Here is a 17,438-nt window from a genome sequence, read left to right as displayed (position 1 = left end):
CATCATCTCCTCTGCATTTCGGGCGACATCAACAGCAGCGCCAGCGCCTGCTGCCGCGACTCCGCGCGCTCGATGGTCCGCCGCGTTTCGATCGAGGCCGCATCCGCGGCGGCAAATTCCAACAAATCGAGCGGGTCGATGTTGGGCCCAAGCCGCGCGCCCATTTGCGCGGCAATGTCGAGCCGGAGCTTGATGCCTTCCGGCGCAGCCCAGGCGGCATTGGTGTCGGCGAAACCATTCGGGCCGGCCGGCGACCACAGCGGCTGGCCCAGCAGATTGAGGTTGTTGAGATAGGCGCCGGGATCCTCCGGCACGCGCGCGAGCAGCCGGCCGCTCGCGACCAGAAAATCATAAGGGCTGCGCATCTTCGTCAGTGGCGCCTTCCACGCCTCGTCGGAATCGACCAGTGCGGTTGCCAGCGCTTTGAGATCCCCGTCGGTCTTGATGAAGACATCGCGCAGTCGCGCCACCAGCGCCGGCGGCGGATCGTCGGCGACGAAGTGGCGGACGAATTTGGTGGCGATGAAGCTCGCGGTCGAGGGATGGCGTGCGATGTCCGCGAGGGCGGCTTCGCCTTGCGCAAGGCCGGTCGGCTCGTAGGTCTTGCCGAGCAGCATTTGCGGCCCGGGCTGGTGCGCATTGACGTTGAACACGAACGAACCGGGCGCTCCCAGCTGTCCCTGCCGGCCAGCAAAGGTCCAGCCGGTGATGATGCGCGCGAGCGAGGTGACGTCGTCCTGCGTATAGCCGCCGCCGACGCCGAGCGTATGCAGCTCCATGATCTCGCGCGCGAGATTTTCGTTCAGCCCGCGCTTGCGGTTCTGGCCCGCGCGCGAGTCCGGTCCGAGCGATTGCTGGTTGTCGAGGAAGAACAGCATCGCCGGATGCTGCTCCACCGTTTTCAGCATGTCGGCGAAACGTCCGAGCACATGCGGCCTGATCGCCTCGCGCTCGAACGCACCGGCCCAGATCCGCGCCAGCTCGCCCTTGCTGGCGGAGATGCAGAAATGGTTGGACCAGAACACGACCAGCCGTTCGGTGAAGCCGCACTCGACCAGCGTCGCGCGCTGCAACCGCGCCAGTGCCTCGGCGCGAAAGGTTTTTTGGATGACGTTGAGCGGCTGCGGGGCGGGTTTTGCGGCAGGCGGCGCGGCCGCGTTGGGCTGCATAGTGTCCGGCTTGGCCATATTGTCCGCCGGCTTGTTGTCAGCCGGCTTATTGTTACCGGGCTTGGCCTCGGCCATCTGGCCGGCGATCTCGGTTGCCACGGCGTTCAGCGAGAGATTGCGGCGCGGTCCGGGCCTCTGATCGGCCGGCGCTTGCAACGGCGCTTCAGTCGGCGCGCCGGCCTTCGCGGCGGCCTCGCGCGCCTGCTTGACCTGATCCTGATAGGCGAACACGGCCTGCCCGAGCTGCGGCGCGGATTGCAGGCCCGGCGCCTCCAGCAGCACACCGTTGGGACGAGTGAGTTCCGCCTTCACAAAGCCGCGAGGATCGGAGGCCGCGTTGATGAGATCGCCGGATGCGCCGCCGCGGGCGCCGAAGCCGAAACGGTTGAGCGCGACGAGCGCGGCTTGCGAATCGCGGGCCATCGATATGTCCTTCGCGCGCTGCCAACCGCTTTCCCGATACGTGCGCGAGGCCTAATATACCGCAGCGGGAGATGAACCCGGCATGAAAACGACAGCCCGGCTTTTGCGCAAATCATGACAAATCGGCAAGACATTCCGGCGCAGCAACCCCGCCGCCTCGCCTGCTCTCGTTGCGGCGCCGAGTTCGGCTGCGACCTCTCCGGCACCTGCTGGTGCGCGGAAGAAACGGCGCGGCTGCCGATGCCGGTCAAGGGCGAGGATTGCTTGTGCCGGGCGTGCTTGCGTGCGGCGGCGGAGGCAACATAACCCTCCGCTTCCTCGGTATGGGTCCTAGCTTTCGCCAGGACGACGTTGAGGAGAGACGGCTCGCGACAACTACACTGGATGCCCCGGGGACTTCCGTGCCATGCCGTCGAACGCATCCAGCAGCTTTTCGCGCCAGGCGTAAACCGGGTCGTCCGCTTCCAGCAGCTTGAACGGGCTCGTCGCGCGCGCCCACTGAAAACCGCCGAACACGATGTAGTCGGCATAGTTCGGTGCGGCGCCGCCGATGAAGGGCTGCTTCTTGAGGGTCTGCCGCATCACCTCGAGCGATTTGCGGAAGGCGACCACGCCGGCATCGCGGCTGGCCATGATCTCTTCCAGCCTCTTGCCGCCGAAACGGGCCTCGCGCGACTGGCGGAAATAGGCGGCGTCGACCTCGTCCAGATTGTTCGGAATGTCGGCGATGATCAATGGAAAGATGCCGCCGACGATGGCGATGTCGCCCCAGACATTGAGCATGCGTGCCATGGCGCGCCCGCCCTCGCCGCCAAACAGCGACGGACGATCCGGAAACTTGTCTTCGAGATAGATCGCGATCGTCCAGGAATCGACCACCGGCTGGTCGTGATGCAGCAGCACCGGAACCTTCTCCGAGCCATGTGGCGCGATCGCGCTCTTCTCGGTGAAGCGCCAGGGCAACGTTTCCGCCGAAAGGCCCTTGTGCGCCAGCGCCATTCGCGTGCGCCAGCAGAACGGGCTGAACGGTCGCGAGGCGTCTGTGCCGACGAGTTCGAAGAGTTTGAGCGACATGAAAGGGTCTCCCGGTATTCCGTCATTGCACGCGAAGCGAAGCAATCCAGGACTGCCGCCGCGGAAGCATTCTGGATTGCTTCGCTTGCGCTCGCAACGACGGATGTGGAGAGCTAGCGCCCGTTCGTGCGCAGCAGCCTCTCGCCGTCCTCCGTCACCGCGATCACCAGCCCCATTCCGGGCAGCGTCTCGCGCGCGACATAGCCGCGGTCGGCGGCGTCTTCCCAGATGGTGAGGCGCGGGCACGACGTCTTCCAGGTCGCGATCACCTCGGCATAGGCGCGGGGCTCGCGCGCAACCCACTCGACGAAGTCCAGCACCAGCGGGTCGGCAGTCTCGCTCATTGCAGACCTCCCTTGTCGAAGGCTGCCAGCACCGGCGTGCGGACCAGCAGCCAGCTGCCATAGGCGATATAGTAGCAGGCGATGGTGGTGATCAGCTTCATCGACCAGGCCACGAATTGCTGGTCGGTCATGGCTTCGAGGATGCGCCGCGCCAGCGTGGTGCCGAGCATGGATGCTGCGATCGCGACGGCCGCGAGCACGGGATCGAGCGTCGCCGCCTGGTCGATCACGCCGCCGAAATAGATCAGCTTGCTGAAATGGCTGACGAGCTGGCACATCGCCTTGGTCGCCACCTTCTCGCGCCGGCCGAAATCGCCGCCGAGGAAGAAGGTGTCGAGCAGCGGCCCCGACACGCCGGTCATCAGCATGAGGCCCATGCAGATCGTGCCGTAGACGGTGCCCTGCCAGAGACGGTCGGGATCCGGCTTGATGTTGGCGGGCAGCAGCCGCGCCATGAACGGCGTGATCCCGAGCAGCAGCAGCGCGACCGGCTTGTCCGGTACGTAGCGCGTGAGCGACCACGCCGCGAGCGCGACGGCCGCGCCGACCATATAGTTCGCGACCGGCCGCCAGCGGATATGCGCGCGCCAGAGAAAGGCCCGCCAGCCGTTCGAGGCCATCTGCGTGATCGCATGCAGCACCATCGCAGTCGGCAGCGGCATCAAGGCCAGCAGCACGCCGATCAGGATCAGCCCGCCCGCCATGCCGAACAGCCCCGACAGGAACGCGCTGCCGACCATCAGCAATCCAAGGGCAGCGATCATGATGGGCGTCACGTAAAAATCTCCCGGCCTTCTCCCCGCTCGCGGCGCGAAGCGAAGGAAACGTGCCCCGCTTGCCCCGTCTACGCAAACTGAGTTATCTTGGCCTGGCATCAGCTTTCCTGAGGGTCGATCATTTGCGGCGCTTGCTGTTTCTCAACGGCATCAAGGCATTCGAGGCCGCGGCGCGGGCCGGCAGCTTTGCCGCGGCCGGCCTCGAGCTGAGCGTATCGGCAGCCGCCGTCAGCCGCATGGTGCACATCCTGGAAGAACGGCTCGGCGTCGCGCTGTTCGAGCGCAAGGCCAACAAGCTGCTGCTGACGCAGGCGGGCCGCGCCTATCAGAGCGGGCTGACGCCGATCTTCGATGCGCTCGCAAGCCTCACCGCGCAGGTGACGGCGCCCTCGAGCGTCCGCGTGCTCACCATCGGCATCGGCCACACCTTTGCGATGCGCTGGCTGATCCCGCGCCTGTCGGAGTTTCGCAGCGAAGAGCCCGACATCGAGGTGCGCTTCACCACCGGCGGCGCGTCGGTGCCGTTCGGCGAGGACTGGAGCTGCGGCATCCAGCTCGGCACCGGCGACTGGCCGGGGCTGGTGGCCGAGCCGCTGTTCGCCGGCGACCTCACGCCGGTCTGCGTGCCCCGCCTCGCCTCCTCGCTGAAGCGCCCGGCCGATCTCAAGGCACCGAGCCTGATCCGCGTCGCGCATTCGCCCGAGGACTGGCCGATCTGGCTCAAGGCCGCAAACCTCGCGCGCGTCAACGCGCGGGGACCGGAGTTCCAGTTCTACGGCCAGGCGCTTCAGGCTGCCGCCGACGGGCTCGGAATCGCCATGGGCATCCGACCCTATATCGACGACGACCTCGCCGCCGGCCGGCTGGTGGCGCCATTCGAGCTCTCGGTGCCCAAGGGCATGCGCTGGTACCTGCTCTATCGCAGCTTCCAGACCGAGCAGCGCGACTTTGCCGCGTTCCGCCGGTGGATCATGCGCGCGGCGTCGGAACCCGCCGCCCGTCCCGTCCGGCGGCCCGGCCGCACCAGCGCGCGGAACTGACGCTGCTATCGGACTTTGGCAAAAAAGCCCGCCGCTTGTGAACGGCTTCACATCCTGAAATCCGCAAACGTGGTCCCCTGACCCTCCAACAAGGCGCTCGAATAAAACATTTTGGGGACTGCAATGACGACCCTTTACGACGGCTTTGACATCGAATCCTTCGAAGCTGGCCAGGGGCTGTGGCACGCCCGGATCCGGCGTGCCGATTTCAGCCCGGTTGCCATCGACGGCGTGCTGTTTCCGGCCATGGAAGTCGGCTTCGCCTGGCCTGATCCCGATGCCGCGATTGCCCATGCCAAGCACCACATCGATCGCTTCCGCCGGCGGGCCGACGACAGCGACGACGAATAAGCGAGCGGGACTGCAGGCGAACCAAGGAACGGCGCAGGGTCAAAGGGGGAAATCGGTCATGTCAGTCATCGAATTCGAAGACACGCCGCGGCCGAGGATTTACACCCGCAATGTGTTGTCCAGCTGCCCGGAATGCGAGGGCGATCTCACGGTGCTCCGCGTGATCGGGGGCCGTGCCGGATGCGAGTATTGGACCATGCGCTGCACCGATTGCGGCGGCATCCATCTCGACATCCTCGAGCCGCGTCAGGCAGCCGGGGACGATGAGGGACCGCTGCCGGCGGCCTGATCGCAAGATCCCAAGGCCTGCTGCCAACCTGCTGTCAGCAGTCTGAGCATTGCCGGGCATTCGCTCTTTATTGCGAGGCGGACTCGCCCCATATTCGGAGCATGGCGAAGAAACCTGCATCCTCCGAGAAATCCGGCAAATCCCCCAAGGCCAAGGCTCCGAACGCGAAGGCGCCGAATTCCAAGGCGTCTCGCCCCGACGTGCAGCCGATCGGGCCGGCGTTGGCCGAGTTGCTCAATCCCGCGATCAATCGCGGCGATGCCGGGCTCGGATCGGGCACCGGACTGCAGCCGCCGCCGGACAATTCGCGCGACCGCCGCTCCGGAGGCGAGGCCGCCGCGCATCGCGCGCGGGCCTCGACGCCGAAAGAGTTTCCGCAGGACAATACGAGGCCAATGCCGCTGCGGCCCAATCCGCAGCCGCCCGGCGCCCGCGACGCGGGCTTCGACGAGGCGCCGCAGGCCAATTACGGAACCGCGGCCACGATACCGACGCTCGATCCGGAACTGGCGCGTCAGCTCGGCCTCCCGACGGAAGAGGACGATGCCGAAGCCCTGGCTCGTCCGCCGCGCAGCAAGATGGAGGCGCTCGGCGTCAAGGCGACCGCCGACGCGCTGGAATCGCTGATCCGCGAGGGCCGGCCGGAGTTCCGCAAGGACGACGGCTCCACCAGGGTGTGGACCCCGCATCGGCCGCCGCGCCCGGAAAAGTCCGAAGGCGGCGTGCGCTTCGAGATCAAGTCGCATTATGAGCCGCGCGGCGACCAGCCAACCGCAATCGCCGAGCTGGTCGAGGGCATCAACCGCAACGACCGCTCGCAGGTGCTGCTCGGCGTCACCGGCTCCGGCAAGACCTACACCATGGCCAAGGTGATCGAGGCGACGCAGCGGCCCGCCATCATCCTGGCACCGAACAAGACGCTCGCCGCCCAGCTCTATGGCGAGTTCAAGAGCTTCTTCCCCGACAACGCGGTCGAGTATTTCGTCAGCTATTACGACTATTACCAGCCGGAAGCGTATGTCCCTCGCACCGACACCTACATAGAAAAGGACTCCTCGATCAACGAGCAGATCGACCGCATGCGCCACTCGGCGACGCGCGCGCTGCTCGAACGCGACGACGTCATCATCGTTGCCTCGGTGTCCTGCATCTACGGTATCGGCTCGGTCGAAACCTACACCGCGATGACCTTTGCCCTGAAGAAGGGCGAGCGCATCGACCAGCGCCAGCTGATCGCCGACCTCGTCGCGCTGCAGTACAAGCGCACCCAGGCCGATTTTACCCGCGGCACATTTCGCGTGCGCGGCGATGTCATCGACATCTTCCCGGCGCACTATGAAGACCGTGCCTGGCGCGTGAACCTGTTCGGCGACACCGTCGAGACCATCGAGGAGTTCGACCCGCTCACCGGCCACAAGCAGGACGAGCTCGAATTCATCAAGATCTACGCCAACTCGCACTATGTGACGCCGCGCCCGACGCTGGTGCAGGCGATCAAGTCGATCAAATCCGAATTGAAGATGCGGCTGGACCAGCTCCACGACCAGGGCCGCCTGCTGGAAGCGCAAAGACTGGAGCAACGCACCACCTTCGACCTCGAGATGATGGAGGCAACCGGAAGCTGCGCCGGCATCGAGAACTATTCGCGCTATCTCACCGGGCGCCTGCCCGGCGAGCCGCCGCCGACGCTGTTCGAATACGTGCCCGACAACGCGCTGGTGTTTGCCGACGAGAGCCACGTCACCGTTCCCCAGATCGGCGGCATGTTCCGCGGCGACTTCCGCCGCAAGGCGACGCTTGCCGAATATGGCTTCCGGCTGCCGTCCTGCATGGACAACCGCCCGCTGCGCTTCGAGGAATGGGACATGATGCGGCCGCAGACCATCGCGGTCTCCGCGACGCCCAGCGCCTGGGAGATCAACGAGAGCGGCGGCGTGTTCGTCGAGCAGGTGATTCGCCCGACCGGTCTGATTGATCCGCCGGTCCACATCCGCCCGGCCCGCACCCAAGTCGACGATCTCGTCGGCGAGGTCCGGGCCACGGCGCAGGCCGGCTATCGCTCGCTGATTACGGTGCTGACAAAGCGCATGGCGGAGGATCTCACCGAATATCTGCATGAGCAGGGCATTCGCGTTCGCTACATGCACAGCGATATCGACACCATCGAACGCATCGAGATCATTCGCGATCTGCGGCTCGGCGCGTTCGACGCGCTGGTCGGCATCAATTTGCTGCGCGAAGGCCTCGACATTCCCGAATGCGCGCTGGTCGCGATCCTCGACGCCGACAAGGAAGGCTTCCTGCGCAGCGAAACCTCGCTGATCCAGACCATCGGCCGCGCCGCGCGCAACGTCGACGGCAAGGTGATCCTCTATGCCGACCAGATGACGGGATCGATGGAGCGCGCCATCGCCGAAACCGACCGCCGCCGCGAGAAGCAGGTCGAGTACAACACGGCGCATGGCATCACGCCGGAGAGCATCAAGAAGTCGATCGGCGACATCATGAACAGCGTCTACGAGCGCGATCACGTGCTGGTCGAGATCGGCGGCCACGACATGACCGACGACGTCATCTCGATCGGCCACAATTTTGAAGCCGTACTCGGCGATCTCGAGACGAGGATGCGCGAGGCCGCCGCCGATCTGAACTTCGAGGAAGCCGCGCGCCTGCGCGACGAGGTCAAGCGCCTGCGCGCCACCGAGCTCGCGGTGGTCGACGATCCCACCGTCAAGCAGCGCACGGTGCAGGGCAAGGCCGGAGCCTATGCGGGCGCGAAGAAATACGGCGACGCCGCCAATTTGCCGGTCAGCGCGCTGAAGAACAAGAGCGCCGCCACAGCGCTCAAGGCCAGCGGCAGCAAGGGCTCGCGAATCCACAAGCCGCATCTCGACGAGATGCACGGCCCGGAATCGTTGCCATATCGGGGCGACCGCGCGCTGCCGTCGAAGCCGTTCGGTGGCGAGAGCCGCATCATCCAGCCGACGGATTCAAGGCAGTCAGGGCCGGAGTTCGGGCCATCGCCGCGGTCGAGCGGAGGGGCGCCGGGGCATAGGGGTGGGTGGAAGAAGAGGTAAGGGGGCGCGGAGCGCCGGCGCCGCCCATGGTTGTTCATGGCGGCGTCGGAGAATTATGAGAACGCGAACTCACCCCAGGCTCGCCGTCACCACCGCCATCACCGACAGCAGCAGCACGGTTGTCATCAGTTGCAGCGAGGCGACCGGCTGGGTGCGCCATGCCGTGATCTTGTCGGCGAGCGACAGATGGGCCTCGAAGAACTTCGGTTCGTAGACGGTCTTGAACAAATGCGGGAAGCTCGGCCCGAAGCTCACTGCAAGCAGCGCATGGGCGAGCGAGACGATGACGACGAAGATGGCGACGCCGGGATCGCCGACCAGGTCGTGATGCCGACCAGCTTGAGCAGGAAGGCGGCGGCGGCGAAGGTCGGGAAGCTCTGCAGCGTCGCGGTCAGTGCGAGGCCTTCGAGCGCGTTGTGCAGGCTGGACTTTCTGACTCTGGCGACGGCGGCCATGACACGTCTCCCTGAGGACATGCGGATGAATCTAGCCGTCATCAGGGGGACCTGATGTGAGATGCGTCACGCCCATTTCCTCTGCGGGAACAAGGCGCGCGCGCCCCGAATGACCAGGGGTTACAGCTTGCCCTGCCCGTTCACCTGGCTCTGCTGTTGCCGCTGTCTCTCCTGCTCTTGCTGCTCCTTGGCATGATGGCGGCCGTAGAGGCAGCCGGCGGCGGCGCCGAGGACGCCGTGATGGCCGGCATAGTGGCCGGCAACGCCGCCGACGACGGCGCCCTTGATGCAGCCCTTGGCGTTGGCGGCGGACGTCGCGCCACAGATGAGAAGTACGGCGATGGCGGCAAGGGATTTCATGGATCGATGTCTCCGGATGCGGTGTCGCACTCTCAACAGGCACGGGCCCGTCCCGGTTCCCGCGCGCGCACGCGATGCTTCGCTAGACCATGCAGCCGAACGCCTGCACGAATTGGTGAAGGCTCGCGCTCGCTCAATCATAAATTGTAGCCATGAACCTGGCATTGCGCTGGCGCGTCATACGTCAGCAATATCCCCTGTAGTTTGCGGATTGCCGGTGTCCGAGGCAGCGCGTTAGCCTTGCGCGAACTCCACACGGCCGATAAGGGCGGGCGGAATGACGGTCGAGAAGCTCAATCGCCAGCGCGTGCTGCATCTGCTCGACGCCATCTCGCGCAGCGATCTCGCGGCCGCGCTGTCGTGCTGCACCGACGACGTCGACTTCCTCACCCACGCGCCGATCGACGTGCTGCCGCACACGGGCCCGTGCCACGGCAAGCAGGAGCTCGGCGAATTCTGGCGCACCGTGCAGGAGCGATACGCCGAGATCCGCTACGAGGTGCCGCAGATCGTCGCCGAGGGGGACACGGTCGCGGCCTATCTGCGCGTGTTCTTCAGGAAGCGCAGCAACGACCGCATCATTCAGGTCGACATGGCCGTGTTCTACACTTTTCGCCGCGGCCAGGTGGCGCAGATCCGGGAGATCATCGATTCCTACGATCTGGTGCAGCAGGTGCTGGAACGTGAGATCGGCCCCCTGATCGTGGGCGAGCGGGTGGACGGGGGTTAGCTCTCTCCCAAACCGGCCCGGACCGGGAAAAATGCGGGGTTTATTGTAAATCTCACACGCCGGGATCAATTGTGCATTGCGAAAACGTGAATTGCGTTTTGGCCGAATTGACGTATTTTGTTCGCATACAAATGAGTTGAGCGACCCCGCGGCACCTTTCCTGTGCGCTTGGGGTTGTTTTTCGTTTTTTTTGCAAGCCAGCTTCAGGACTGCCCAAGATGACAGAGCACAGCCTCTGGCGTTTCTCGCGTGCGTTGCACCGCGCGATCAACGACCGGCATTTCGAGGACATCGAGGCCCTGATCGACGAGGACGTCGAGTGGGCACTCTATGGGCCGATAGACATGTTTCCGTTCCTCGGCGCGCGCCAGGGCAAGGACGCCGTGCTCGACGTCATCCGCCAGTTCGCCGACAATTTCCAGGTCCGCCGCTTCGACCGCGAGAGCATCATGCTCGGCGTCGATTCCGCCGCCTCGATGCTGCGCTATTCGCTGACCGCACTGGATTCCAGCAAGCCGATCAGCTTGCGGGTGGCGCAGTTTGCCCAGTTCAGGGCGGGCAAGCTCACCAGCATGCGCGTGCTGATCGACACGTTTGATCTGGTCGAGCAGGCACTTGGCCGCGCCATTCATTTGCCGAAGATGATCAGCGTCGGCTGAACGGAACACCAACGGGCCCCGCACTTCGGGACCGATGGCTGATGCACCCCACGACGCGTCCTGGCCTCCAGCCCCGCCGGATGCAATCGTGGAGAAGCTCGTCATCGGGCGCGCGCCTTTCGCGCGGCCCGTTGGTTCGCGTCTGATGGAACCGCCACAATTTCGCAATGATGGTTCCGCATCCTCGGCGGGAACTGGGCTGACGGGCAGGACGATGGAATTCGCGACAGGGTTTGGCTGGACCAGGCTGCCGATGCTGGCGGCCGCTTTGATCTTGGGATCGGTGCTGACGGTTTCGGCGCAGATCATTCCGCCCTTCTCCCCCGGCCCGGCCGCAGCGCCCGACGACGACGCCGAAGCGGCGGAGGCCCCCGACGTCAACGACCCCGACGTGCTGAGCGGCATCGACGTTGACAAGCTCGACTGGGGCCAGCTCGCGATCGACGCCGGCACGCTCAACGACATCATCGCCGCCAAGAAGCGCGCGCAGGCCGCCGCCAAGGACGGGCTGAACTGGGCGACGAACGCCAACGCCAACGGCTCCTCGGCGGTGACGGTGAAGCAGTCGGTATCCTCATTCTGGGACGCCCGCATCGGCGCCGACATGACGGTGACGAGCGAGCCGCGGACGATGTCCGAGCTGCTGGCACAGAAGGCCAGCAATGGCGGCAGCGTGCCTCAATCGTCCGGCAGCGCCTGGGCGGCCGCGACCGCGCCGGGCGCCGGCGCGATCTGGGACAAGACCGCGGTGGAGGCTCGCGTCGATCCCGGCGCGGAGCAGAGCAAGCTCGGGGCCTCGCTGATCAAGTCGGTGCCGCTGTCGGGCGACACGTCGCTGACGCTGCAGAACGGCTACAGCGTCAACCAGCAGGGCACCACGGCGCTCCCCGGCGTCGGCGGTCACGTCACGCGCAATTACGAGACCGAGCAGTCGGCCAAGGTCACTCTCACCGATACCGGCACCAGCATCACCGCGGGCCAGTCGCTGTCGACCACGGACGACAAATGGCTGCGCAAGGTCGGCGCGGAACAGAAGCTGTTCGACAACGTCACCGTCTCCGGTTCGGTCGGCGAAACCTCGCAAGGGGCGATCAACAAGAGCCTGACGGCGGGTTTCAAGAAGAGCTGGTAGCTGTTTTCGCCTCTCCCCCCTGCGAGGCGAGGGAGTCGAGCACCGACCGGGCCGCGCGTTCACTTCGGCGCGGCCGTTCAGACTCCCGTAACCATACGCCACGGCAAAGCCCCCGAATGGACCGCCCTTGCCGCACCTCGGCCAAGTTGCGGCCAAAATCCGACGCCCTAGTCCAGACTGACGTCGTCGTGCGGGGGACACTCGCGCTGCGCTCAACGCGAACAGGGGAACAACGATGAACGCCATGCGTCCGGAAAAGACCGAAGGCACCGAGACCGAGACCATCGACACCAACCTCGCCGCAGTGACGGAAGTCGAAGCCGGCATCCGTGACTTCGTCCGCAACGACATCGCCTATCTGCGCCGTCCGGCAGCGACCGCCACGGACGCGCCGCCGCTCGATCCGAGCGCGGAGGCCACCGTCACCAACGTCAACTCGCTGATCCAGCGCGTCGCCGGCACCTCGCTCGCCGAGATCGAGAATCTGATCTCCGAGCTCGAGAGCCTGCGCGACCTGCTCCACGCCGAAGGCCAGCGCGTCCAGCGCGAGATCTCCGGCTACGCCCAGCTCAGCCAGGCCGCGATGAAGTCGACCCGCATGATCGCCGACAACGTCTCGCAGTGGAAGCGCGCCGCCGACGGCCTGCGCAACAGCTGATCGCTGCATCCCGCATCACCAGCCGCCGCGTTCCGAAAGGGGCGCGGCGGTTTTGATTCGTGGGGTGTGTGACGGTGCGCACGCGCCCCACGAAAAGTGTCATCACCCGCGAAAGCGGGTGATCCAGTATTCCAGAGGCAGCGAGGCGAGAATTGAGAAGCCGCGGCGTACCGGATGCCCCGCTTTCGCGGGGCATGACAACGGAGGGTTTTGAACTTCCCGCATCCCCCCGGAGACTAACGCCAAGCGCTCCCGCCATCGCGGCCGGGCCCGGGGACATTCCATGGAAAGCATTCGGCCCGACACCACCGACCCGATACCGCTGCGACCCGCGCCGAACCAGTTCGGCACGATCATGCTGCGTTTTGTCGGATTGCTGGCGGTTGCGATCGCGATATTGGCGTTCGTCTATAGCCGCTGAGGCGGAGGCCGCGGAGTTAACGAAATCTTACCGGGCGGCTTCCACGGTCGAAGCTTCCAGGGTGTAGGCGCCGTCGGCATAGCCCTTCACCACCATGCCGGCCACCAGCATCACGGCCAGCGTCGCGGTAGCAAAGATGAATCCGACCAGCTTGAGTGCGCCGCGGTCTGCCATGGTCCTCGTCCCCTGTACTCTGCCCAGTTCGTTCAAATAGACAGCGACAGGTTCATAATTGGTTAGCAACTCGATGGTTCCGCGCATTGCTTCGCGGGAAAACCATGTTGCGCAGGCTTATGGCAGCCACCCGGAATCGCGTCCATAGCGCGGGGGCAACACTCGCGCGCTGTTTTCGCCGTTCATCCTGGAACGAATCTAACCGCCGTTCACACGCATCGGCACGAAGGCGGTTGCGGTGATGGCGTAGACGTCCTCGCCGCGCTGGTTGGTGCCGGTGGTGCGCGCGGTCAGGATGCCCCAACCGGGTCGCGAGGCGGAGCTGCGCTTGTCGATGACGACGTTGACGTAGGTGACGATGTCGCCGGCGAGCACCGGCCTGATCCAGCGCAGGTCGCGAAAGCCCGGCGACGGGCCCCACACCGCGACCTCCTCGCCGCGCGAAGCGGCTTCCCGCGCCAGGCGCTGGCCGTCGGCGACAAGCAGGCTCATGCAGGCCGACCCGACGTGCCAGCCCGAGGCCGCGAGCCCGCCAAACAAGGAGTTCTTGCCCTCCTCCTCGTCGAGGTGAAAACGCTGCGGATCGAACTTTGCGGCGAATGTCTTGATCGACTCGGCCGTGAACGTATAGGCGCCGATCTCACGGCGATGCCCAATCTCGATCTCCTCGAAAAACGGCATCAGACCGCCCCTTCGCGCCGCTTGATCAGGATCGGCGACGTCATCTCGCACAGCGCATCACCCCCGGCGTTGCGCACGGTGCATTTGAATTTGACGATGCCGAGCTCCGGGCGGCTCTTCGAGGTGCGGGCCTCCACGACGTCGACTTCGAGCATGAGATCGTCGCCGGGTCTGAGCGGCGACAGCCACCGCACTTCGTCGACGCCGGGAGATCCCAGCGAAGCGGCGCGGGTGATGAAACCGTCCGCCATCATCCGCATCATCAGCGAACAGAGATGCCAGCCCGAGCCGGACAGGCCGCGCAGCATGCTTTTGCTGGCGGCGTCCTCGTCGAGGTGCATCGGCTGCGGATCGAACTCGGCGGCAAAGGCCACGATCTCGTCGCGCGTGACATGGCGCGGGCCGAATGTTCCGAACCGGCCGGGCGGGAAATCTTCGAAGGTCAGGGTCATCTTGGGAAAGGTTTGAGGGAACGACAGATTGTGGCCGCACTTTGCGGCAATCTCAACCCGCCGGCCCGCATGGCTCGTGCTACATTCGGCGCGCCGGCGTCGGTCTTGAGTCGGATCGAGCAGGGGCCACGATCCATTTGCAAGGCCCGACAACACCTGAATTGCCCTGGGGAGAGCAATGTTTTCATTCAGCGACCTGTTTCAATGGGACCGCTTTATCACGCCGACGATCATCAAGACCTTCTACTGGCTGGTGATCGCGCTGATCTGCCTGTTCGGCCTCTCCGGCATCTTCTCCGGCCTCGCAATGATGGCGATCAGCCCGTTCGGCGGCTTCCTGATGCTGCTGTCGTCGATCGCGAGCGTCGTCGTCGGAATCGTGTTCTCGCGCATTCTCGCCGAGCTGATCCTGATCATCTTCCGCATCAACGAGCATCTTGGCGCGATCAGGGATCAGGGCGGCGGGGTGCGGTAGGGCGCTTCCGGGGCACGAACTCCAGCGTCTTACGTGTTGAACCTGAAATGCATCACGTCGCCGTCGGCGACGACGTATTCCTTGCCTTCGAGGCGGAGCTTGCCGGCATCGCGGGCGCCGGCTTCGCCGCCGAGCGCGACGTAGTCCTCATACGCGATGGTCTCGGCGCGGATAAAACCCTTTTCGAAATCGGTGTGGATCACACCGGCGGCGCCCGGCGCCTTGGTGCCGCGATAGATGGTCCAGGCGCGCGCTTCCTTCGGGCCCACCGTGAAATAGGTGATGAGGTCGAGCAGCGTGTAGCCGGCGCGGATCAGGCGATCGAGGCCGGCCTCTTCGAGACCCAGCGTCTCCAGGAAGTCGGCGCGTTCGTCGCGCGAAATGGTGGCGATCTCGGATTCGATTTTTGCCGAGATGACGACCGCAATGGCGCCTTCCTTGGCAGCCTGGTCCTGCACCGCCTTCGAGAACGAATTGCCTGATGCGGCCGAGCCTTCCTCGACGTTGCAGACGTAGAGCACGGGCTTGGACGACAGCAGGCCGAGCATCCCGAAGGCGCGCTCCTCCTCCACCTTGCGCTCGACGAGGCGCGCGGGCTTGCCTTCGCGCAGCAGCACCAGCGTGCGATTGACGAGGTCGAGCTGCTCCTTGGCGTCCTTGTCGTTGCCCTTGGCCTTCTTGGACAAATTGTCGACGCGCTTCTCGAGGCTGTCGAGATCGGCGAGCATCAGCTCGGTCTCGATGGTCTCGATATCGGCGAGCGGGGCGATCTTGCCTTCGACATGGGTAATGTCGGAGTCCTCGAAGCAGCGCACGACATGCGCGATGGCGTCGACCTCACGGATGTTGGCGAGGAACTGGTTGCCGAGGCCTTCACCCTTGGACGCGCCGCGCACGAGGCCGGCGATGTCAACGAAGGTCAGCCGGGTCGGGATGATCTGGCCCGACTTGGCGATCGCTGCGAGCTTATCGAGCCGCGGATCCGGCACCGCGACCTCGCCGACATTCGGCTCGATCGTGCAGAACGGATAGTTCGCCGCCTGCGCCGCGGCCGTCTCGGTCAGCGCGTTGAACAAGGTCGACTTGCCGACATTGGGCAACCCGACGATCCCGCATTTAAATCCCACGAGCGTTATTCCTTGCCGTTGTCGTCCTTGGTCAAAAATCCCTTCGCCTGCATGGCGAGGTGCACCCTGTTGGCGAAGGTCGCGTCCGTGCCTTTGGCAACCAATGCCGCGTGCTCGGCCACCGCGTCGCAGAGCGTCGCCACCCAGTCGTTGTCCGCTTTGGCGAAGTCCGACAGCACATGGCCGTGCACCAATTCCTTGACGCCGGGATGACCGATGCCGAGCCGCACCCGGCGGTACTCGTTGCCGATATGGGCGGAGATCGAGCGCAGGCCGTTGTGGCCGGCGATGCCGCCGCCGATCTTCACCCGCACCTTGCCCGGCGGCAGTTCGAGTTCGTCATGGAATACGGTGACGTCGCCCGGCGCGATCTTGAAGAAGCTTGCCGCTTCCTGAACGCTGCGGCCGGAATCATTCATGTAGGTCATCGGCTTGAGCAGGATCACGCGCTCGGTGCCGAGCGTGCCTTCCGAGGTCTCGCCCTGAAACCTGCGGCGCCAGGGTGCGAAACCATGACGCCGCGCGATCTCGTCGACGGCCATGAAGCCGACATTGTGCCGGTTACGTGCGAATTTCGGGCCGGGATTGCCGAGCCCAACAAACAGTCGCATGACGCGGCGCGCCCCTCGCTCGGCGCGCGATCAGGGACCGCGCGCCAGCTTTGAGAGATTACTTCTTCTTGTCGCCGCCGGCGGGAGCCTTGGCAGCCGGGGCCTTGGCAGCCGCTGCCGGAGCAGCACCCGCAGCAGGAGCGGCAGTACCAGCCGCCGGAGCAGCAGCACCTGCAGCCGGAGCAGCAGCCGCGGCCTTCAGCTCTTCGGCGTAGCCGGACGGCGGCACGATGGTGACGAGGGTCGCGTCCTCGGCGGTCAGCGCCTTTACGCCTGCCGGCAGCTTGATGTCAGAGAGATGCAGCGAGTGGCCGATTTCGAGCGAACCGACGTCAGCCTCGATGAACTGCGGGATGTTCTCCACGCCGCACTCGAGCTCGATCGCGTGCGCAACGATGTTCACGGCGCCGCCGCGCTTCACGCCGGGCGAACCTTCAGCCTTCACCACGTGCAAGGGAACGCTGATGCGGATGGTGGCGCCTTCGCCGAGCCGCATGAAGTCGACGTGGATCGGGAAATCCTTGACCGGATCGAGGTGGTAGTCGCGCGGAATCACGCGGTGCTTGTTGCCTTCGAGGTCGATGTCGACCAGCGTGGTCAGGAACCGGCCGGCGAGGATGCGCGAGCGCAGTTCGCGATCGTCAACCGAGATGGTCAGCGGGGGCTGGTTGTTGCCGTAGATCACTCCGGGCACTCTCCCGGCGCGACGCTCAGCCCGGGCGGCCCCCTTGCCGCTCTTCGGACGTGCGGTCGCCTTCAATTCCTTGACGGTCGCCATAACGTTAAGTCCTTGTTTTTGCAAAAGTTAATGGGCCGCAACGCGGCCCATGGCATACGCCGCAGCAAGCCTCCAGGGGTGCGGGGGCTGCGGACGTGGCGGGCTTTTACCCGGAAGACGCGGAAATAACAAGGAGAATGGGCGGCCGGAAGGAACCGGATCGCCCGGAAGGAGCCGGCGGA

At 65.3% G+C, this 17,438-nt stretch carries 24 protein-coding genes; 11 read left to right on the top strand and 13 right to left on the bottom strand.

The window, feature by feature from the left end:
• Window positions 1-2 precede the first annotated feature (2 nt).
• Complete coding sequence (locus ACIPUD_RS27035) at window positions 3-1,592, bottom strand: DUF1800 domain-containing protein (RefSeq protein WP_446481864.1); 1,590 nt, start codon at window positions 1,590-1,592, stop codon at window positions 3-5.
• Window positions 1,593-1,706: 114 nt separating this feature from the next.
• Between ACIPUD_RS27035 and ACIPUD_RS27030 the strand changes: the two genes are divergently transcribed.
• Window positions 1,707-1,898 carry a cysteine-rich CWC family protein gene (locus ACIPUD_RS27030; protein ID WP_083926324.1) on the top strand — a complete coding sequence of 64 codons (192 nt, stop codon included), beginning with the start codon at window positions 1,707-1,709 and terminating at the stop codon, window positions 1,896-1,898.
• A gap of 69 nt (window positions 1,899-1,967) precedes the next feature.
• Here ACIPUD_RS27030 and ACIPUD_RS27025 read toward each other — a convergent pair whose 3' ends face one another.
• The 3 genes from ACIPUD_RS27025 to ACIPUD_RS27015 form a co-directional block, all read right to left on the bottom strand.
• Entirely contained in the window at window positions 1,968-2,666 is a 699-nt protein-coding gene (locus ACIPUD_RS27025) for a glutathione S-transferase family protein (protein WP_018453538.1), read from the bottom strand.
• Between the two features lie 113 nt (window positions 2,667-2,779).
• Entirely contained in the window at window positions 2,780-3,010 is a 231-nt protein-coding gene (locus ACIPUD_RS27020) for a hypothetical protein (protein ID WP_018453537.1), read from the bottom strand.
• The gene (locus ACIPUD_RS27015) at window positions 3,007-3,786 is read right to left on the bottom strand and encodes a sulfite exporter TauE/SafE family protein (RefSeq protein ID WP_204512358.1); all 780 of its coding nucleotides are present in this window, start codon (window positions 3,784-3,786) and stop codon (window positions 3,007-3,009) included. Before ACIPUD_RS27015 ends, ACIPUD_RS27020 begins: the two co-directional genes overlap by 4 nt.
• Before the next feature lie 122 nt (window positions 3,787-3,908).
• Between ACIPUD_RS27015 and ACIPUD_RS27010 the strand changes: the two genes are divergently transcribed.
• The 4 genes from ACIPUD_RS27010 (at window position 3,909) to uvrB (ending at window position 8,543) form a co-directional block, all read left to right on the top strand.
• A complete protein-coding gene (locus ACIPUD_RS27010) occupies window positions 3,909-4,826 on the top strand; it encodes a LysR substrate-binding domain-containing protein (protein WP_018453535.1) in 918 nt (305 codons plus the stop codon).
• A gap of 123 nt (window positions 4,827-4,949) precedes the next feature.
• Window positions 4,950-5,177: a hypothetical protein gene (locus tag ACIPUD_RS27005; RefSeq protein ID WP_007596778.1), complete on the top strand. Its 228-nt coding sequence runs from the start codon at window positions 4,950-4,952 to the stop codon at window positions 5,175-5,177.
• Between the two features lie 58 nt (window positions 5,178-5,235).
• A complete protein-coding gene (locus ACIPUD_RS27000) occupies window positions 5,236-5,466 on the top strand; it encodes a hypothetical protein (protein WP_018453534.1) in 231 nt (76 codons plus the stop codon).
• A 101-nt stretch (window positions 5,467-5,567) separates the two neighbouring features.
• The gene (uvrB, locus tag ACIPUD_RS26995) at window positions 5,568-8,543 is read left to right on the top strand and encodes an excinuclease ABC subunit UvrB (RefSeq protein WP_446481863.1); all 2,976 of its coding nucleotides are present in this window, start codon (window positions 5,568-5,570) and stop codon (window positions 8,541-8,543) included.
• Window positions 8,544-8,612: 69 nt separating this feature from the next.
• Here uvrB and ACIPUD_RS26990 read toward each other — a convergent pair whose 3' ends face one another.
• From ACIPUD_RS26990 to ACIPUD_RS26980, 3 genes are all read right to left on the bottom strand, one after another.
• The gene (locus tag ACIPUD_RS26990) at window positions 8,613-8,798 is read right to left on the bottom strand and encodes a hypothetical protein (protein WP_240543984.1); all 186 of its coding nucleotides are present in this window, start codon (window positions 8,796-8,798) and stop codon (window positions 8,613-8,615) included.
• On the bottom strand, window positions 8,795-8,998 hold the full coding sequence (locus tag ACIPUD_RS26985) for a hypothetical protein (RefSeq protein WP_446481862.1): 204 nt from the start codon (window positions 8,996-8,998) through the stop codon (window positions 8,795-8,797). Before ACIPUD_RS26985 ends, ACIPUD_RS26990 begins: the two co-directional genes overlap by 4 nt.
• A gap of 120 nt (window positions 8,999-9,118) precedes the next feature.
• Window positions 9,119-9,358: a hypothetical protein gene (locus ACIPUD_RS26980; protein WP_018453532.1), complete on the bottom strand. Its 240-nt coding sequence runs from the start codon at window positions 9,356-9,358 to the stop codon at window positions 9,119-9,121.
• A 277-nt stretch (window positions 9,359-9,635) separates the two neighbouring features.
• Here ACIPUD_RS26980 and ACIPUD_RS26975 point away from each other — a divergent pair, with 277 nt between their 5' ends.
• The 5 genes from ACIPUD_RS26975 to ACIPUD_RS26955 all read left to right on the top strand — a co-directional run bounded on the left by ACIPUD_RS26975 (window position 9,636) and on the right by ACIPUD_RS26955 (window position 12,958).
• Complete coding sequence (locus ACIPUD_RS26975; RefSeq protein WP_446481861.1) at window positions 9,636-10,088, top strand: nuclear transport factor 2 family protein; 453 nt, start codon at window positions 9,636-9,638, stop codon at window positions 10,086-10,088.
• Window positions 10,089-10,306: 218 nt separating this feature from the next.
• Window positions 10,307-10,747, top strand: coding sequence for a nuclear transport factor 2 family protein (locus tag ACIPUD_RS26970; protein WP_446481860.1), 441 nt, complete (start codon window positions 10,307-10,309; stop codon window positions 10,745-10,747).
• Between the two features lie 214 nt (window positions 10,748-10,961).
• On the top strand, window positions 10,962-11,879 hold the full coding sequence (locus ACIPUD_RS26965) for a hypothetical protein (protein WP_026232548.1): 918 nt from the start codon (window positions 10,962-10,964) through the stop codon (window positions 11,877-11,879).
• A 235-nt stretch (window positions 11,880-12,114) separates the two neighbouring features.
• The gene (locus ACIPUD_RS26960; protein ID WP_007614810.1) at window positions 12,115-12,537 is read left to right on the top strand and encodes a hypothetical protein; all 423 of its coding nucleotides are present in this window, start codon (window positions 12,115-12,117) and stop codon (window positions 12,535-12,537) included.
• A 283-nt stretch (window positions 12,538-12,820) separates the two neighbouring features.
• A complete protein-coding gene (locus tag ACIPUD_RS26955) occupies window positions 12,821-12,958 on the top strand; it encodes a hypothetical protein (RefSeq protein WP_007614812.1) in 138 nt (45 codons plus the stop codon).
• 27 nt (window positions 12,959-12,985) lie between these two features.
• Here ACIPUD_RS26955 and ACIPUD_RS26950 read toward each other — a convergent pair whose 3' ends face one another.
• The 3 genes from ACIPUD_RS26950 to ACIPUD_RS26940 form a co-directional block, all read right to left on the bottom strand.
• Window positions 12,986-13,132, bottom strand: a complete 147-nt coding sequence (locus tag ACIPUD_RS26950; protein ID WP_007596790.1) for a hypothetical protein — start codon at window positions 13,130-13,132, stop codon at window positions 12,986-12,988.
• Window positions 13,133-13,330: 198 nt separating this feature from the next.
• A complete protein-coding gene (locus ACIPUD_RS26945; RefSeq protein ID WP_018453526.1) occupies window positions 13,331-13,813 on the bottom strand; it encodes a MaoC family dehydratase in 483 nt (160 codons plus the stop codon).
• Window positions 13,813-14,265, bottom strand: coding sequence for a MaoC family dehydratase (locus ACIPUD_RS26940; RefSeq protein WP_018453525.1), 453 nt, complete (start codon window positions 14,263-14,265; stop codon window positions 13,813-13,815). Before ACIPUD_RS26940 ends, ACIPUD_RS26945 begins: the two co-directional genes overlap by 1 nt.
• Window positions 14,266-14,443: 178 nt before the next feature.
• Between ACIPUD_RS26940 and ACIPUD_RS26935 the strand changes: the two genes are divergently transcribed.
• On the top strand, window positions 14,444-14,740 hold the full coding sequence (locus ACIPUD_RS26935; RefSeq protein WP_018453524.1) for a DUF4282 domain-containing protein: 297 nt from the start codon (window positions 14,444-14,446) through the stop codon (window positions 14,738-14,740).
• Window positions 14,741-14,769: 29 nt separating this feature from the next.
• On the opposite strand, the gene ychF is transcribed toward ACIPUD_RS26935, so the two are convergent.
• The 3 genes from ychF to ACIPUD_RS26920 are packed head-to-tail and all read right to left on the bottom strand — an operon-like array spanning window position 14,770 to window position 17,256.
• A complete protein-coding gene (gene ychF / locus ACIPUD_RS26930) occupies window positions 14,770-15,867 on the bottom strand; it encodes a redox-regulated ATPase YchF (RefSeq protein WP_204512361.1) in 1,098 nt (365 codons plus the stop codon).
• 5 nt (window positions 15,868-15,872) lie between these two features.
• A complete protein-coding gene (gene pth / locus ACIPUD_RS26925; protein WP_018453522.1) occupies window positions 15,873-16,478 on the bottom strand; it encodes an aminoacyl-tRNA hydrolase in 606 nt (201 codons plus the stop codon).
• Between the two features lie 58 nt (window positions 16,479-16,536).
• Window positions 16,537-17,256, bottom strand: coding sequence for a 50S ribosomal protein L25/general stress protein Ctc (locus ACIPUD_RS26920; RefSeq protein WP_085358102.1), 720 nt, complete (start codon window positions 17,254-17,256; stop codon window positions 16,537-16,539).
• Between the last annotated feature and the right edge of the window lie 182 nt (window positions 17,257-17,438).

The sequence above is a fragment of the Bradyrhizobium sp. CAR08 genome (assembly GCF_052871955.1).
This window is presented reverse-complemented; position numbering and strand designations above follow the sequence as displayed.

Excerpts from the sequence above, each read along its gene's own strand:
- ACIPUD_RS27035 (WP_446481864.1), bottom strand. The coding sequence starts at position 1,592 with ATGGCCCGCGATTCGCAAGCCGCGCTCGTCGCGCTCAACCGTTTCGGC.
- ACIPUD_RS27030 (WP_083926324.1), top strand. The coding sequence starts at position 1,707 with ATGACAAATCGGCAAGACATTCCGGCGCAGCAACCCCGCCGCCTCGCC.
- ACIPUD_RS27025 (WP_018453538.1), bottom strand. The coding sequence starts at position 2,666 with ATGTCGCTCAAACTCTTCGAACTCGTCGGCACAGACGCCTCGCGACCG.
- ACIPUD_RS27020 (WP_018453537.1), bottom strand. The coding sequence starts at position 3,010 with ATGAGCGAGACTGCCGACCCGCTGGTGCTGGACTTCGTCGAGTGGGTT.
- ACIPUD_RS27005 (WP_007596778.1), top strand. The coding sequence starts at position 4,950 with ATGACGACCCTTTACGACGGCTTTGACATCGAATCCTTCGAAGCTGGC.
- ACIPUD_RS27000 (WP_018453534.1), top strand. The coding sequence starts at position 5,236 with ATGTCAGTCATCGAATTCGAAGACACGCCGCGGCCGAGGATTTACACC.
- uvrB (WP_446481863.1), top strand. The coding sequence starts at position 5,568 with ATGGCGAAGAAACCTGCATCCTCCGAGAAATCCGGCAAATCCCCCAAG.
- ACIPUD_RS26985 (WP_446481862.1), bottom strand. The coding sequence starts at position 8,998 with ATGGCCGCCGTCGCCAGAGTCAGAAAGTCCAGCCTGCACAACGCGCTC.
- ACIPUD_RS26980 (WP_018453532.1), bottom strand. The coding sequence starts at position 9,358 with ATGAAATCCCTTGCCGCCATCGCCGTACTTCTCATCTGTGGCGCGACG.
- ACIPUD_RS26975 (WP_446481861.1), top strand. The coding sequence starts at position 9,636 with ATGACGGTCGAGAAGCTCAATCGCCAGCGCGTGCTGCATCTGCTCGAC.
- ACIPUD_RS26970 (WP_446481860.1), top strand. The coding sequence starts at position 10,307 with ATGACAGAGCACAGCCTCTGGCGTTTCTCGCGTGCGTTGCACCGCGCG.
- ACIPUD_RS26965 (WP_026232548.1), top strand. The coding sequence starts at position 10,962 with ATGGAATTCGCGACAGGGTTTGGCTGGACCAGGCTGCCGATGCTGGCG.
- ACIPUD_RS26960 (WP_007614810.1), top strand. The coding sequence starts at position 12,115 with ATGAACGCCATGCGTCCGGAAAAGACCGAAGGCACCGAGACCGAGACC.
- ACIPUD_RS26955 (WP_007614812.1), top strand. The coding sequence starts at position 12,821 with ATGGAAAGCATTCGGCCCGACACCACCGACCCGATACCGCTGCGACCC.
- ACIPUD_RS26950 (WP_007596790.1), bottom strand. The coding sequence starts at position 13,132 with ATGGCAGACCGCGGCGCACTCAAGCTGGTCGGATTCATCTTTGCTACC.
- ACIPUD_RS26945 (WP_018453526.1), bottom strand. The coding sequence starts at position 13,813 with ATGCCGTTTTTCGAGGAGATCGAGATTGGGCATCGCCGTGAGATCGGC.
- ACIPUD_RS26940 (WP_018453525.1), bottom strand. The coding sequence starts at position 14,265 with ATGACCCTGACCTTCGAAGATTTCCCGCCCGGCCGGTTCGGAACATTC.
- ACIPUD_RS26935 (WP_018453524.1), top strand. The coding sequence starts at position 14,444 with ATGTTTTCATTCAGCGACCTGTTTCAATGGGACCGCTTTATCACGCCG.
- pth (WP_018453522.1), bottom strand. The coding sequence starts at position 16,478 with ATGCGACTGTTTGTTGGGCTCGGCAATCCCGGCCCGAAATTCGCACGT.
- ACIPUD_RS26920 (WP_085358102.1), bottom strand. The coding sequence starts at position 17,256 with ATGGCGACCGTCAAGGAATTGAAGGCGACCGCACGTCCGAAGAGCGGC.